We start from the raw sequence: 15127 nt of genomic DNA on the forward strand, positions 1-15127 counted from the left end.
CCCTCACGAAGGACCACCTATCATGACCGACCCCGGACCGGGTGTGCTGTTCCTGCCCGACAGCCCCGGCTACCCGCTCGCCAGCACCGTCCCACTGCCGGAGGGGCATCCGTTCGCACCCGCCGGCACCCTGAGCCTGCGGCTCGGTGACCTCAGCGTCACCGCCGAGGGCGAGCCCGGCGAGGCCGCCGTGGAGGAGCTCGGCGGGGGCCGGACGCGGACCTCGTACCGCCTGGCGCCGCTGGCCCTGGCCGGCCGCTACTCGCTCGACGTACGGCCCGACCCGGGCAGCGGCATCGACAGCGCCGGTGACCTCACCCCGCTGTCCACCCGTCCCGCCTCGCCGGGATTGCCCCAACCCCCGTCCGCCTCGCCCGATGTCAAGAAGGAGCGGCTCGACACGGCCAGGGCCGAACGCGAGAAGCTCCTGGAGAGCGGGGAGAACGGCTACCAGCTCGTCGCCAAGTTCTACGAGCACAACGAGTCGTACGCCGACGTGTTCGACAGCGGCCGCGTCGACTCGGTCTGGCAGAGCAACGGTGGGACGGAAGCCATGGCCGCCGACACCCACCAGGCGGTCCACACCGACCAGGGGCCGGTCAACGACCAGGCGAAGACGTACGCGAACCCCGACCCGTCACCGAAGCAGGTCAGCTACAACGAGAACGCGATCACCCAGCAGCTCACCATGCAGGAAGCCCTCGTGCACATGGCGGAGCGGCTGGAAGACCAGGACCCGAAGAAAGCGCAGTACCAGGCGGCGGCCGGAGCAGCCGGGGACTTCGGAGGCCGCGTCAAGACGGAGACCGGCAACGACCGGACCACCGTCAAGCCGATGACCGCCGCCGCCGTCCGCGACGCCGTCAAGAAGGCCGCCGCCGCGGCCCCGGCCGTCACCCCCTTCGACCCGGCGCCCTTCAGGGACCCAGACGCCTTCCTGGCACGCATCGCCGCCGAAGGCGGGTCCGCCTGCCCGCCCGGGCTGACCGAGGCCGACCTGCGGGACATCCAGCGTGCCCGAGCAGCCTGCCTGGCGGCGGACGCGGCCGCCACGCCCGCCGTCGGGCAGCCGCTCCACCAGGGCGACTGCCGGGCCCGCGTCGAGGGCGCCACCGTCACCTTCGAGACCACCACCCGGGGTGGCGCCAAGGCCCTCGACTGGCTCACCGTCCAGGCGCCCGAGCCGGACCTCGAACTCGACGACCAGGACTGGCAGGGGGAGGCCGGTGACACCGCCCGCGAACGCCTCGCCGGTATGCAGTTCATCCGCACCCTGCTGCGCGACGCCCTCGCCGAACGGGTGGCCGTGGCCGCCCGTACTGGTACCGGCCCCTACGGCCACCCCGACCTGCAGACAGGAACCGGCTGACCCGTGCTCCTGGCCCCGACCCCCGACCCGAGCGCACTGCGCGACCCCGTCACCGCGCTGTGGGAGGGCCCGCTGGCCGAGGACCTCGCGCGCTACCACGAGGCCCTCGACACCGCCCTCGCCTCCCAGGCCGACTACCTCAGCGCCACCGAACACGCGCTCTACCAGCGCGGCAAGAAGATCCGCCCGCTGCTCCTCCTCCTCTGCGCCCGGCTCGTCCACGGCTCCGGCCCGCTCCCGCAGAAGGCCGTCAACGGCGCCGTCTGCCTGGAGATGCTCCACATCGCCACCCTCATCCACGACGACATCGTCGACGACTCGCTGCTGCGCCGGGGTCTGCCGTCGGTCAACGCGGCGCGCGGGACGCAGACCGCCGTACTGATCGGCGACATGCAGTTCGTCCAGGCCATCCGGGGCTTCGTGGAGGAGGTCGACGCCCAGCGCGACATCGAACTCGTCAAGGCCGTCCTGGACACCGCCTTCCGGATCTGCTGCGGCGAGCTCGACGAGCTCGCCGCCGAACCCGGCTGGGACACCGCGCGGCTGCTCGCCCACTACTGGCAGACCATCGAGCGCAAGACCGCCGTGCTGTTCGGGCTCGCCTGCGAGGCCGGCGTCACCCTGGCCGGCGGGCCCGCCGCCGACGCCCGCCGGGCCGGCTTCTACGGCCGACGGGTGGGCCGCGCCTTCCAGGTCATGGACGACCTCCTCGACCTGGCCCAGGACGAGGAGGCCTCCGGAAAGCCCCAGGGCATCGACCTGGCCCGCGGGCGCTTCTCACTGCCGCTCATCCACGCCATGGCCGAACTCGGCCCGGACCACCGCGTCTCGCGGGTCGTCCGCGGCGAACCCTGCGACGAGGCCGGCCTGCGGGCCTGCGCGGCCGCCGTCCGCGGCAGCTCCGGCTACGCCACGGCGTACGCCGAGGCCCGCGCGCAGGCCCTGGACGCCTGGCGACGGCTGCGGCCGTTCCCGGCCTCGGCCTACCGCACCGCGCTCGGCGACATCGCCCTGCACATCGTCGACCGGGCCCCCTGAGCCACCTCCGCTCCCCACCCCGGCCCGCCGCCCGCACCACAGCGAAGGAAACAGCACGTGAGCGAGTCCCTCGTCCGCTTCATCGAAGCCACCATGAGCAAGCGGCTGAACGATCTGGACAACCCGCACAACCTGCCCGCGATCCTGGCCGGGACGAAGATCGGCGGGCACAGACTCGTCCCGCTCACCGCCGACGAGTGGGACCTGGGCGCCTTCAAGAACGGCACCACCGTCGCCACCAACATCGCCCAGCAGTGGTGGCAGTTCGTCGAGGACGACGCGGACGGACACACGATGGTCCCGGACATCGGCGGCACCAAGGAGCTGAACAAGCGCTTCGTCCCCAGCCCCTCGCCGGACAAGCCGCTGCCCGTCGTCACGACCCGCTCGATCACCGTCACCGGTCTCGACAACGTCCAACTCGGCCCGCTGACGGGCCTGGACACCCTCGCCGACGGCTACCGTCTGACGATTCCGCTCCTGTTCGGCCGCTTCAAGGGCACGACGCTGCCCGAGACGATCACCGTCGCGGGCCACTACCAACTCGACCAGAGCGTCAGCGTGATGGACAAGGGCACCACGACCGTCACCGCCGTGCGGGAGACCCTGCCGGACGTGAAGTGGCCCGTCGACACCGTCACCGGCACCGGCACCTTCGCCCTCGGCGTCGAGGGCCTCGCCGTCGACGCGGTCCTCCGCGTCCAGCTCACCGGCAGTGGTGGTGAGCGCGGACTCCAGGTGACCCTGGAATCCCTCACCCCGCGCGGCGAGAGCGCCGCGCAGCCGGTGTACACCCTGGACCGCTCGAAGCTGACCATCGACCAGAGCACCAAGGAGGTCTACAAGAAGCCGTGGCTCGACGCCGCGGAGAAGGCCTTCGACGACCCCGAGAGCGCGCCGCGCCTGACCGACAGCCTCAAGGAGACCCTCAACACCAAGGACACCCTCACCGCGATCGCCGACGCCCTCACCGAGCGGCTCGGCGCGGCGCTCGACGCGGTCTTCAAGACCCACACCGCCGCCGAGGGCGGATCCAGCGGGAACAACCCCGTCGACCAGTACCTGTTCGACCGGCTGCGCGCGGCCGTCGCCGACGAGACGTCGCCGTTCTACCCGCCCACCCTCATCACGGGCATGGCCAAGCCCACCGTCGAGCCGTACACCGTCGACAAGGTGGTGATCGGGGAGATCAGCCTGAGCTCGGAGCTCAAGCCGCTGGAGAACGTCACCTTCACCGGCCTCTCGATCAGGGGCTGCTCCAACACCGTGGCACCGCCCGAGCTGGCCGCCCTCACGGCCGGCCGCGTCAGCGCCGTGCTCAAGCTGTCGACGCTGACGAGCCGCCCCCGGCCGCTGGACGCCAGCGGAAAGCTCACGGCCGACTGGGGTACCCACAAGGGCCTGCCGGGCGACTTCGCGGTGCTGGCGGACGAGGTCACCATCGCGACCGACCTGTCGTTCTCCGGCACCGAGCTCGACGACCTCGCCATCACGATCGACAGCCTCATCGCCACCGTGCCGGACCAGGGCCTGACCATCACCGTCGACCTCTCCGGCGGCACCGGCGAGCACCCGGCGGTCGAGGAGTACGCGAACGAGGCGCTGAAGAGGGACGAGATCAAGGAGCAGATCGTGAAGCGGGTGAACGAGGCCCTGCAGAAGCAGCTGCCCGATCTCGGCCCCGAGGTCAGCCGCCTGGTCCGCGAGGCCATCGCCCAGCGGCTCGACGCGCCGTCCGCGAGCTGACCTGTCCAGCGTCGTTCGGACCTGCCGTCGTTCGGACCCACTGTCGTTTCAGACCCACCGTCGTCCAGACCCCGCCGAGTTCAGGACCCGAGGCCCCGCCGATGGACATCACCGAGCTGCGCACCATCATCCGCTCCCACCTCGGCGGCGGGGTCCTCACCCTGACCACGGCCGACCTCGGTCCGGGGGCCGCCGGAACCCTGCTCACCACCTGGTTCGGCGGCACACTGAGTGTCCGTAGTGCCCAGGCGCGCGACACCGACACAGGTCTTGAGGTGGACGGCACCCTCAGCTGGCTCGGCGTCGCCGACCGCCCGCTCACCGGCCTCGCGTTCACCGTCGACCCCGCCGACGGGGCGCCGGCCCTGTTCCTCCCCTTCCCGCTCACCGCCGACTGGCACTTCGGCACCTCGTTCCCGCAGACCGCCGCGAGCGCCCTCGACGGCCTGGCCTTCGCCGCCGCGCCCCGGCTGCTGCTGACCTCCGTCCCGCGTCAGGCCGACCACGACCTCCCCGCGCTGCCGGCCGGGCTGAGCTTCGACGCGGCCGCCCTGAAGATGCCCACCGCGTTGCAGGACTTTGCCACCGTGCTCCGGGCCGAAGCCGGTGACGACCTGGTCCTGTCCGGTCCGATTCGGCCGGGCCTCGCCGGAGCGGGGCCGGACATCCGGCTGTCCTCCACCACGCGGGACAGTGGCACCACCCTGGGAGCCGCCTTCGCCCTCTGGGCAGGCTCCCACCCCGACAGCCAGGGCAAGCCCGTCTACGGCGTCGGTCTCGGCGCCGTCCTCGCGGTCTCCGACACCCTCCGGCTGACCCTGCGCGCCGCCGCCGACGCCCCGCGCCCCCTCGTCCTCGCCGCCGAGGACCTCCCCCCGGACCTGGTGCCGACGGCACTGCTCGCCGACTGGCCGGGCACCGGCACGGCCGTCGAGCAGCTCAAGGCGGTGGAGCTGGGCCTGAGCGAGAAGGTGACGCTCTCCGCCGCCGACCTCACCATCGACCCCACCCAACTGGTGGCCGGCGGCCTCGCGAAGGCCCTGACCGCCGTCAGCGTCACCCTCGCCACCACACCGGACTTCTCCTGGCACGTCCTGGACAAGCCCGACCTCGCGCTCACCGGCGCCGGCGCCACCCTGACCGTCGCCACACCCCTGCTTCCCACCCGGACCGCCACCGTCACCGCCCGGGCCGACTTCCTGGTCGCCGACAGTGTGCACCTGAGCGCCACCGCCGAGATCCCGCCCGGCGAGTTCACCCTCGCCTCCACACCCGGGGACAAGGTCGAACTGACCGACGTCCTCCGGCACTTCCTGCCGACCACGGATCTGTCCGCCATCCCCCGGATGACGCTGACCAGCTTCAACGGCACCGTCCGGCCCGCCCAGCACAGCTACGCCCTGGCCGCCGAGGTCGAGACGAACGTCCCGGTGCCCATCGGCGCGGCCACCCTCACGCTGACCGCCGTCGGCGCGGAGTTCTGGCACTACGGCTACCCCGAGAAGCCCGTCACCGGCGCGCACCTCTCGGCCGTCGCCTCCCTGGCCCCCACCGGTCACTCAGCCCTTGCCATCACCGCCGACTCCGCTCGGGGCTCCACCGGTGGCTCCGCCCAGGCCCTCGTCTTCCACGCGGAGTGGTGGACGCCCGCCACCTTCCGGCTCGCCGCGACCCTCCCGGACATCCAGCTCACCGAGCTCCTCGCCCACCTCGCCGCCGACGTGGGCCTGACCCTGCCGGACCAGTTGCCGGCGATCACCCTCAAGGCCCCGGCCGTCACCGTCCAGCGGCACACCGGGGGCGGCTACGAGTTCGCCGTCGACACCACCGCCGAGTTCGACGGGGCCACCGGCCTCGGTCTGGTCGGCAAGGCCGCCACCGGGGGCAACGGCACCGTGTTCGCCGCCGCCCTCTGGCAGGACGGCTGGACGTGGTCGCCCAAGGACGTCGGGGGCTGGCCCGACCTCGGCATCCTCGACGCGCTCACCTTCGGCCGGTCCGGCCTGGCGGTCAGCACCGCCGACGGCCAGCACATCGACGGGGCGAGGACCCCGCCCAACCTGCCCGCCACGGTGGACAAGGGCCTCACCTTCTTCACCGAGATCACCTTCAGCAAATCCGGCGACCTGGGATTCCTCAACACGTTGTTCCCGGGCGCGGACCGGATCACCCTGACCGCTCTGCTCGCCGCCCAGGTCAAGAACTCCTGGTTCGCCGCCACCATCGGCGCCGCCGCGATGCAGAAGGGCTTCGGCGAGCTGCGCCTGACCATCAAGCCCGCCTCCTGGAGCATCACCCTCGCCACCACCTTCGTCCTCGACCTCAGCTCGCTCGACACCTCCGCCGCCCCGGGGAACGGTGCCCTGCAGTTCACCGGCGCGGGCAGCGTTTCCAAGAGCGGCACGGGCTGGGAGCTCAGCCTCGCCCTCATCCTTCAGGGCGCGGCCGGCGCGAACCCCGGGACGCTCGCCGCGGACCGCCTCGTCCTCGCTCTGGACGCCCCCGGCCACTACCTCCCCGCCCCGGCCCCCGCCGCCGACCTCCGGGCGCCGGTCCGCCGGGTCGCCGACCTCCGGGCACCCGTCCGCCGCGACGCGGCGGGGACCAACCCCGCGTGGAAGAACGCCTTCGGCATCGACGGCTTCGACATCGACGACTTCTACCTGGGGGTCGACTACGGGGGCGGCGTCTTCTCCCTGGGCGGGGGCGGCGCCGTCACCGTCGCGGGCAGCACCCACCTCGAACTCGCCGTCTACGGCAGCGTCGAGCCGCCGGACGTCAGCGCCTTCTACTTCGCCCTCACCACCGGCACCCCGGCCGGTCACGGTGTCTCCCTCCACGACATCGTCGCCATCGTCGGCACGCCACCCCCGATCCTGGACTTCCTGAAGCAGATCGTCCTCAACGAGCTGGCCCTGTGCGCCGTCACCGTCCCCGGCGGCTGGACCAATCCCGTCACCAAGGAGCTGTGGGAGCAGGGCTTCTACGCCAAGGGCGACATCGACTTCTTCCACAACTCCTGGCGCTTCAAGGTGAGGATCAGCGCCACCGGCCTGTACGTGAAGAGCGATGTCGAGAAGCCGATGACGATCGGCAGCGTCCTCACCCTCTCGGACGCCGGCGGCACCCGGGGGCCCCAGTACCTGCTGGACCTCTCCGACCTCAAGACGAAGATCCCGGAGAAGGTCTTCGCGATCTCCGGGAGGATCGCGATCCTGGGAGTCTCGGCCTCGCTCGACGCCACACTGGGGACGAGCGGCTTCACCTTCCACGCCGACCTGGATCTGAAGGTCCTCACCAGCCACCTCGACTGCACGCTCGGCAAGGACGGCCTGCACGCGACGGCACAGGTCCGACTGGACTTCGACATCCCCGCGCCCAAGGGCATCCCCGACATCCTCGACATCAGCCTGGGCGGCACCCTGACGCTCGACGCCGGCCCGGAGGGCGCCTCGGTCGCCCTGACGCTCACCGGGCAGGCGAGCCTCCTCGGCGAGAACGTCGGCGACCTCACCCTGACCCCCTCCTTCGCCATCACCGCCTTCGACGACCTCACCGCCGAGCTCAAGGGCTCCCCGGAAGCCATCTGGAAGCAGCTCGGCGACGTCTTCTGGCAGAGCGTCGAGAAGTGCGCCATGACCAAGGCGTCGGACGCGATGTCGCCAACTCCCTGATCCCGCCGGGCCCGCGCGGTACCTCCGTGCGGCGGCGGCCCCGCTCAGCCCTCCCCGTCGAGCAGCAGCCTCGCGGCCACCGCCGCCCCGTCGGTGCGGACGGTGCCGGCGACGGCGCTCGCCCGTGCGCGGGCCTCGGGGGTCAGCGCCGCCTTGAGCGCGACCGACAGGGACGCGGTGGTCGGGGCCTGCTCGTCGTGCGCCACGCCGACGCCCAGGTCGGCCGCCCGGCCGGCCCAGTACGGCTGGTCCATTCCCCAGGGCACCACCACCTGCGGCACCCCGGCCAGGGTCGCGGTCGTCGTGGTGCCCGCGCTGCCGTGGTGCACGACGGCGGCCGACCGGCGGAACAGCGCCTGCTGGTTGACCTCGCCGACGACGAAGCAGTCGTCCCGGTCGTCGATCGGGGCAAGCCCGGCCCAGCCGCGGGCGAGGACCACCCGGCGGCCCTGGGCGCGGATTGCCTCGACGGCCGCCCGGGCGACGGTCTCCGGGTCGCCCACCGGGGTGCTGCCGAAGCCCACGTACACCGGCGCCGCGCCGGCGTCCAGGAACTCCACCAGCTCGGCGGGGAGCGGGCGTTCGTCCGGCAGGACCCAGGCACCGGTCTGCACCACGCCGAGGTCCGTCGGCTGCCACGGGGACAGCACCGGGTCGGTGGCCAGCCACGGCCGGTCGGTGAAGGCGAAGTCACGAACGCCGTCGACCGGCGGAAGGCCGAACGACGCCCGCTGGGCGTTGAGTTCCTCGCCGAACATGGTGTTCGCGATCCGGGCGTCCACGTCCCACAGCGCCTGATTGTCCGTCGCGTCCGCGGGCAACGGCTGCCCCCGTCGTGCGGGCGGCCGACGGTACGGCGACGGCAGGCTGACCGGCTGGTGACTCGCGTGCACGTAACGGATGCCCAGCTTCTCGGCCACCGACCGCGCGCCGGCCGTGGCCGGCAGCGGACCGGTCGCCACCAGTGCGTCACCTCCCTGCGCCACCGCGGCGACGGTGTCGAACTGCGCGGCCATCAACTCGGCCGTGCGCTGCGCCAGACCCTCCGCCGAACCCGGCGTCACGGTGGTCACCAGCGGGCGCACCGGCCGGCCGGTCGGCACCACCTCCACGCCGACCCCGGCCAGCCGCTCCGCGAACTCCTCGTCCGGCGGCGCGCACACCCGCACCTGCGCACCCAGTTCCCGCAGCCGAACCGCGAGCCCCACCATCGGCTCGACGCCCCCGCGCGCCCCGTACGTCGACAACACCACGCGCATGCCAGTACTCCCCGTTTCGACTGCTTCGTGCTCAGGTCGGCGATTCTGCGGCATGACCGGGGCCTTGCCGCAAGGCCCCCCGTGCGCTATATGTTGATCATGGCAAGGAGGCGGCACGCTCCTTCCGCCGTGTTCGCCGTGGACGCCGTGGACGGACAGTCTCTTCCTCCTCCTCGGCCTGAAGCGGCGGCGCCGCGTACGGCGGCAGCGCCGGCCCGAGCGGGCTCCCGTCCTCCTGGTGCGGTGAGCCGGGCATCGCGCGCCTTCGGCGTACTCGCCGGTCACCCCGGTGGGCTGTGGTAGCACTAGCTGGCATGACGGAGAGGCCTGCCGAGCGCGGCAGTTATCACCACGGGGCCCTGCCCGAGGCGCTGGTCGCGGCGGCGTTCGCGCTGCTGGACGAGGAGGGGCCGGCGAAGGTCACCATGCGCGAGGTGGCACGGCGGGCAGGGGTGTCGGCGGGTGCGCCGTTCCGGCACTTCCCGGACCGGCAGGCGCTGCTGACGGAGGTGGCGGACCGGGTGCTGGCCGACTTCGAGCGGTGGCAGCTCGCCGAGATCGAGCGGCGCGAGGGCCCGGCGATGAAGGCGCTCGGGCTCGGTTTCGTCCGGTACGCGATCCGCCACCCGCACCGGTTCGAGCTGGTCCGCTCGCGGGTGTTCACGGCTTCCCGGCAGCCCGAGCTGCGGCAGCGGCTCTCCGGGATCGACGAGGCGCTCATCGAGTTCATCGTCGCGGACCAGGAGGCGGGCCGGCTGCGCCCCGGCGATCCGGCCCTGGTGGGGCTGGCCGGGCAGGCGCTGGTGTACGGGCTCGCGCAGATGATCGTCGACGGGTACCTGCCGGCGGAGAAGGCGGAGGAGCTGGCCGAGCAGGTGGTGGACACCTTCGGTCAGGGGGTCGGCAACCGCCCCTGAGCGCAGGTGTCAACCTCCGCTTCAAGCAAAGGATTTGGGAGTGCTCTGAGCCTTGACCGGACTCTCGGCCGCTGATGTAATCACCGCTTACATGGGTGGAGGAGAGAGCTGGAGGCACATATGTTCGCCAAACCGACTCCCGGATACACGACCGCGGCCGTCACCGGTGACACCGTGGTGCTGCTGATCGGGATGCGCATCAACCGCTTCTGGGCCGTCCACCACTGGATGCCGGTGATGGCGGCCATGTTCCGGATGCTCCACGACCTGGCCAAGGAGCCGGAGCGCGGGCTGCGCGGACGCATCCTGCTGACCGCCTCGCCGCGCACGTACTACGTCGTCCAGTACTGGGAGTCCAAGGAGAAGCTGTACGGCTACGCGGCCGCGCCGGACGCCTTCCACCACAAGGTGTGGGGGATCGCCAACCGCAAGATACGCGCCGGGAAGCTGCGCCAGTACGTGGGGCTCTGGCACGAGACGTACATCGTGCCCGAGGGTTCGTACGAGGCGATCTACTTCGACATGCCGCCCTTCGGGCTGGCAGGGGCCCACGGCTCGCTGCCGGTGGAGCGCCGGGGGCGGCGCGCGGCGGACCGGCTCGCCTACCGCTCGCGGACGGGGGACGGTGCGGCGGCCGGGGAGTCCGGGCCGTCCAAGGACGCCGGGAAGTCCGGGGACTCGGAGAAGACCGGAGAAGCCGGGGAGTCCAAGGAGTCCGGGAGGACCGGGGAGGAGACGGTGGCGTAGTGGGGGGCGGGCCCCGGTCAGTTCAGCAGGCCGCCCATGTGGGCGTCGTCGGCGAGGAGCTGCCAGGAGTGGCCGGGGGTCGCGAAGGCCTCCGGATCGATGGCGGCGATGACCTCCTCGGCCACACCGCTCAGCAGCGACTGCGGGTCGAAGGCCTCCCAGCTCCCGGCCGCGCGCCCGTACTCCCAGCGGCGCCACTCGGCGCGCAGCCGCTCGCAGACCCAGAGCGAGTACAGCAGGGTGGACAGGTCCCGGTTGAGGTAGGCCTCGGGCTCGCCGACCTCGTTCCAGTCGGGCAGCTCCAGCCGGCCGGTGGCGCCGTCGAGGGCTATCACGAGGTCGTAGGGCCAGTCGCCGACGGCGAGGTGGTCGCGCTGGTGGTCCCGGTTCTCCGGGGACGCGTCCGGGTCGTCGGGGTGGTTGGCGTTGTCGGGGTCGTCAGGGTCCGCCAGGTCGTCGGCCGGGGTGAAGTGTTCCGGGTAGGCCTCGGCCATGGTGCGCAGCGGCTCGTCGTCGGAGACGGTCAACAGCCCGCCGCCGAGGGGCAGTCCGACCTCGGCGAGCAGGCGCCGGGTCGGTTCGTGGGTGAGCCGCTCGGGCAGCTCCTCCGGTCGGTAGCGGCGGACCAGCCCGTCGGCGCCGAGCGTGGCGAGATCCTCGACCAGCTCCGGCCCGAGCTCGTACGCGAGCGCGCCGGGACCGCCGGGGAGCGCACCCCAGGCGAGCGAGCGCACCAGCAGGGCCGTGTCCCAGTGCGGGGGAGCGTCGTCGGCGCGCTCGAACAGCTCCGGGTCGATCGCGCGCATCCGCTGCCGGGCGACCCCGACGACCTCCGCGACCACGGCCGGCCCGCGCTGCCCGTCGAGTGCGGCCGGCTCCGCCGCCGCCACGGCCACCGCGTCGACCTCGCGCATCAGCTCGGCCAGCGCCGGCAGGCTGGAGGCGATCAAGTCCCGGCGCAGCCCGTCGTGGCGGTCGCCACGACGCCGGGCGGCGAGGAAGACCTCACCCGTCGCCCCGTCCAGCAGGACGGCGTCACCCTCGTAGTCGGTGTCGGCGACGTACCCGGTCTCGCCGAGGACGAACAGCCGTGCCGCCGGGCCCGCGCCCACCGCTCCCAGCGGGGGCGCCTCCAGGGCGGCGAAGTCCAGGAAGGCCCCCTGGCCGGGCAGCCCCTCCCCGGTCAGGAAGGCCCGGCTGGGTTGGTGGGACACCTCCTCCGGCAGGTCCGCCGACTCCAGCCGCAGGCGCTCGCTCCACTGAGCCTCGATGCTCATGCCCGGCCTCTCCTCCCCAACCCGATGATCCCGAGCGACCCTAGCGGGCAGCACCGACAATCCGGCGGGACGGGGGACGGGGGACGGGGGACGGGGGACGGGGGACGGGGGACGGGGGACGGGGGACGGCGACCGGCCGTCGTCGGTGCGAGTGTCGTGGGCCCGGGGCGGCGGAGCGGCGTGAGAGCGTCGGGGGATGGTGGAGAGCGGCGGCCGGGCGGCCGTGGTGCACGAGGTGCCGTACTACGCGCAGTGGGAGTCCCCGGAGCTGGTCCGGGAGATCATCGACGGATCGGTGGACGCGTCGGACGATCCGCGCTGGGGACAGTCGGGGGCCGACACGCCGGAGGCGTACGCGTACTGGTCCTGGCGACTGTGCGGGGTGGCCTGCCTGCGGATGGCGCTCGACCGCTGGTGGGGTGTGGCGCCGCCGCAGGTCGCGCTGGCGGCGGAGTGCCTGGCGGCCGGCGCGTACAAGCAGGACGGCGAGCGGCTGCACGGGCTGATCCACACGCCGTTCGCCGCGTACGTCCACGAGCGGTGGGGGCTGGCCGCGCAGGCCCGGGAGCTGACGACCGAGGAAGTGGCGGCGGAGGTCGCGGCCGGCCGGTTGGTGATGCTGTCCGTGCACCCCGCGATCCGCGAACCGGACAGCCCCGAGCCGCACCGGCGCGGCGGGCACCTGGTGCTGGCGGTGGGCGTCACGGGTACGGCGCTGGTGATCCACAACCCCTCCGGGTTCGCGGGCGAGTCGCAGGCCTACGCGCATGTGCCGTGGCGGCGGCTCGACCGGTTCTACGCGGGCCGCGGGATCGTGCTCGGCCCGCCGGACCGCGCCCGGCCGGCCGGCGGGGGAGAGCGGGGAGAGCCGGATTCGGCGGAGGGTACGGAGGGGGCGTCGGGCACGGAAGGCACGGAAGGCACGGAAGGGGCGTCGGGGGAACGGAGTTGAGGAGGGGCGGCGGCCTGTGCGCCCGCCGCGTCGGAACGGCGGCGGCGAACACCCCCGTCCCACCGCCCGGCACCCGACGCCCGACCGCCTGCCGCCTGAGCGCCTGACGCCCGACCGCCTGCCGCCCGGCACCCGCGGTTCAGGTGCCGGGCGTCAGGTGCCGGGGCGTGGGGCACCCCGACGAGCGGGCGTCAGGCCGTCGTGGCCGGCAGGCCGATCGGGTTGATCGGCGGCAGCGCGGTGCGACAGAGCGCGGAGATCGGCGTGAGGGCGGCGGCCAGCCGGTCGAGTTCGGTGCGCGGGTGGCTCTCCCAGACCCGGGCGGCGGCCAGGTCGGTGGCGGCCTCCAGGGACTGGTGGCGGATCCGGCCGCCCTCGGTGATGGTGCCGTGCTCGGTCAGCCAACCGCGTTCCGCCAGGCGGGCGGTGGCGGCCGCCCACTCCTCGTCGGTCCAGCCGCGCATCGGTTGCAGCACCTCGCGGCGGACGTCCAGCGCGCAGCGCACCACCAGCGCCTCGCACCCGTCCAGCCCGGCGGAGACCAGCGCGGCGACATGGCCGTCGCCGCGGTGCTCGCGCATCACGGTGGCGGCCTGCCGGAGCCGCCCGTACAGACCGGCCGGACGGGGGACGGCGGCGTTGGCGGCGGCCAGGACCCGGCCCGCGCAGTCCAGCCGGTCGACGGCCCGCTCCAGCAGGTCGGCCACCAGCTCGACCTGCTCCGGTTCCACGTGCTCCAGCAGTCGCGCGAGCGCCGCCGACGCCCCCGCGACCCGGGCCGCCAGCGCGGCGTCCGGGTCCACCAGCTTCCAGACGTGCGGCAGGGCGCGCTCCACCGGCGCGGGCGCGAAGTTGAAGAACGCGGCGATCACCGGCGGCGCGTCGACCGCGCCCAGCGGCGCCGACCGGCCGGCGAAGTAGCCGCGCCAGCCGCCGCGCAGCCCGGCGTCCTCGAACGCCGCGCGGCCCTCGGGGGAGAAGTAGGTGACGGCGTGCACCGGCTCGAAGAGCCACCACAGGGCCCGGGCGGGGTGGACCAGATCGGCCAACGGAGAACCTTCCTCGAAGGGGGCGTGGAGTGTGCGGGCGCAAGCCGGCGGGCGGGCGGGGCGGAGCGGCGCAGACGTTGTCCGGGGAACTCCGGTGCGGACAGTGCGGAGGGTGTGTGGTGGAAATGGAGCGGGAACGAGGGTGGCCGGAGGCGCGAACGCCGGGTTGCACAGGGCTGATGACCACGGCGGCGGTCACGGTAACCCCGGAGCGGGTGTGATGCGGGTCACGCGGGGCTCGCACCGTTCAGTTCCCGCCGACTCCCCGCGAGATGATGGGGCGAGGTGCCCGCTCCAGGTGCCGGAACCCTCGTAGGAAGCATCGGAAATGGCGCAGATCAACCCCAGCATCCTGTCCGCGGACTTCGCCAGGCTCGCCGACGAGGCCGAGGCCGTCAGGGGTTCGGACTGGCTGCACGTCGACGTGATGGACAACCACTTCGTGCCCAACCTCACCCTGGGCATCCCGGTGGTCGAGGCGCTCGCCCGTGCCACCACCACGCCGCTCGACTGCCACCTGATGATCGAGGAGCCGGACCGCTGGGCCCCGCAGTACGTCGAGGCCGGCGCCGGTTCCGTCACCTTCCACGTCGAGGCCGCCGCGGCGCCCGTCCGGCTGGCCAGGGAGATCCGGGCCAAGGGCGCCCGCGCGTCCATGGCGCTCCGGCCGGCCACGCCGATCGAGCCGTACGAGGACCTGCTGCCCGAGCTGGACATGCTGCTGATCATGACGGTCGAGCCGGGCTTCGGCGGCCAGGCGTTTCTCGACATCATGCTGCCGAAGATCCGCCGCACCCGGCAGCTGATCGACAAGCACGGCCTGGAGCTGTGGCTGCAGGTGGACGGCGGGGTCTCCGCGAGCACCATCGAGCGCTGCGCCGAGGCGGGCGCGGACGTCTTCGTGGCCGGCTCCGCGGTGTACGGCGCGGAGGACCCGGCCGGGGCCGTGGCCAAGCTGCGCGCGCTCGCGGACGCGGCGACGGCGGACTCCTGGTGGGCCTGCAAGCACTGAGTCGGCGGGGACACCGCCCCCGACCTGCGGTGACGAGTTGTTGATCAGCTGTGACGATCACGGTGCGGCCCGACGGGCCGGCCCGAC

Annotated in this window: 11 protein-coding genes; 8 read left to right on the forward strand and 3 right to left on the reverse strand. The window is 73.1% G+C overall.

Annotation, left to right across the window (positions count from 1 at the left end):
• Positions 1–22: 22 nt before the first annotated feature.
• The 4 genes from ACIQTO_RS15930 (at position 23) to ACIQTO_RS15945 (ending at position 7827) form a co-directional block, all read left to right on the forward strand.
• Complete coding sequence (locus tag ACIQTO_RS15930) at positions 23–1369, forward strand: hypothetical protein (RefSeq protein WP_402388181.1); 1347 nt, start codon at positions 23–25, stop codon at positions 1367–1369.
• 3 nt (positions 1370–1372) lie between these two features.
• Positions 1373–2407, forward strand: coding sequence for a polyprenyl synthetase family protein (locus ACIQTO_RS15935; protein ID WP_402388182.1), 1035 nt, complete (start codon positions 1373–1375; stop codon positions 2405–2407).
• A gap of 57 nt (positions 2408–2464) precedes the next feature.
• Positions 2465–4153, forward strand: coding sequence for a hypothetical protein (locus ACIQTO_RS15940; RefSeq protein WP_402388183.1), 1689 nt, complete (start codon positions 2465–2467; stop codon positions 4151–4153).
• Positions 4154–4254: 101 nt separating this feature from the next.
• Positions 4255–7827, forward strand: coding sequence for a hypothetical protein (locus ACIQTO_RS15945; protein WP_402388184.1), 3573 nt, complete (start codon positions 4255–4257; stop codon positions 7825–7827).
• A 44-nt stretch (positions 7828–7871) separates the two neighbouring features.
• Here the strand turns inward: ACIQTO_RS15945 and ACIQTO_RS15950 are convergent, their stop codons facing one another.
• Positions 7872–9086 (reverse strand): glycosyltransferase, encoded by a 1215-nt coding sequence (locus ACIQTO_RS15950; protein ID WP_402388185.1) that lies wholly within the window; start codon positions 9084–9086, stop codon positions 7872–7874.
• Positions 9087–9400: 314 nt separating this feature from the next.
• Between ACIQTO_RS15950 and ACIQTO_RS15955 the strand changes: the two genes are divergently transcribed.
• Together ACIQTO_RS15955 and ACIQTO_RS15960 are read left to right on the forward strand one after the other, a co-directional pair.
• Positions 9401–10003, forward strand: a complete 603-nt coding sequence (locus ACIQTO_RS15955) for a TetR/AcrR family transcriptional regulator (RefSeq protein WP_402388186.1) — start codon at positions 9401–9403, stop codon at positions 10001–10003.
• A 120-nt stretch (positions 10004–10123) separates the two neighbouring features.
• Entirely contained in the window at positions 10124–10750 is a 627-nt protein-coding gene (locus tag ACIQTO_RS15960; protein WP_402388187.1) for a DUF4188 domain-containing protein, read from the forward strand.
• A gap of 17 nt (positions 10751–10767) precedes the next feature.
• Here ACIQTO_RS15960 and ACIQTO_RS15965 read toward each other — a convergent pair whose 3' ends face one another.
• Positions 10768–12027 carry an SUKH-4 family immunity protein gene (locus ACIQTO_RS15965; RefSeq protein ID WP_402388188.1) on the reverse strand — a complete coding sequence of 420 codons (1260 nt, stop codon included), beginning with the start codon at positions 12025–12027 and terminating at the stop codon, positions 10768–10770.
• 196 nt (positions 12028–12223) lie between these two features.
• On the opposite strand from ACIQTO_RS15965, the gene ACIQTO_RS15970 reads away from it, so the two are divergent.
• Complete coding sequence (locus ACIQTO_RS15970) at positions 12224–12979, forward strand: C39 family peptidase (protein ID WP_402388189.1); 756 nt, start codon at positions 12224–12226, stop codon at positions 12977–12979.
• 191 nt (positions 12980–13170) lie between these two features.
• Here the strand turns inward: ACIQTO_RS15970 and ACIQTO_RS15975 are convergent, their stop codons facing one another.
• Positions 13171–14028: a hypothetical protein gene (locus tag ACIQTO_RS15975; RefSeq protein ID WP_402388190.1), complete on the reverse strand. Its 858-nt coding sequence runs from the start codon at positions 14026–14028 to the stop codon at positions 13171–13173.
• A gap of 328 nt (positions 14029–14356) precedes the next feature.
• Here ACIQTO_RS15975 and rpe point away from each other — a divergent pair, with 328 nt between their 5' ends.
• Positions 14357–15040, forward strand: a complete 684-nt coding sequence (rpe, locus tag ACIQTO_RS15980) for a ribulose-phosphate 3-epimerase (RefSeq protein ID WP_402388191.1) — start codon at positions 14357–14359, stop codon at positions 15038–15040.
• Positions 15041–15127 lie beyond the last annotated feature (87 nt).

Source organism: Kitasatospora sp. NPDC091207 (assembly GCF_044768625.1).
Lineage (GTDB): Bacteria > Actinomycetota > Actinomycetes > Streptomycetales > Streptomycetaceae > Kitasatospora.

Coding starts and splice junctions, on each gene's coding strand:
- ACIQTO_RS15930 (WP_402388181.1), top strand. CDS start 23: ATGACCGACCCCGGACCGGGTGTGCTGTTCCTGCCCGACAGCCCCGGC.
- ACIQTO_RS15970 (WP_402388189.1), top strand. CDS start 12,224: ATGGTGGAGAGCGGCGGCCGGGCGGCCGTGGTGCACGAGGTGCCGTAC.
- ACIQTO_RS15960 (WP_402388187.1), top strand. CDS start 10,124: ATGTTCGCCAAACCGACTCCCGGATACACGACCGCGGCCGTCACCGGT.
- rpe (WP_402388191.1), top strand. CDS start 14,357: ATGGCGCAGATCAACCCCAGCATCCTGTCCGCGGACTTCGCCAGGCTC.
- ACIQTO_RS15965 (WP_402388188.1), bottom strand. CDS start 12,027: ATGAGCATCGAGGCTCAGTGGAGCGAGCGCCTGCGGCTGGAGTCGGCG.
- ACIQTO_RS15955 (WP_402388186.1), top strand. CDS start 9,401: ATGACGGAGAGGCCTGCCGAGCGCGGCAGTTATCACCACGGGGCCCTG.
- ACIQTO_RS15945 (WP_402388184.1), top strand. CDS start 4,255: ATGGACATCACCGAGCTGCGCACCATCATCCGCTCCCACCTCGGCGGC.
- ACIQTO_RS15950 (WP_402388185.1), bottom strand. CDS start 9,086: ATGCGCGTGGTGTTGTCGACGTACGGGGCGCGCGGGGGCGTCGAGCCG.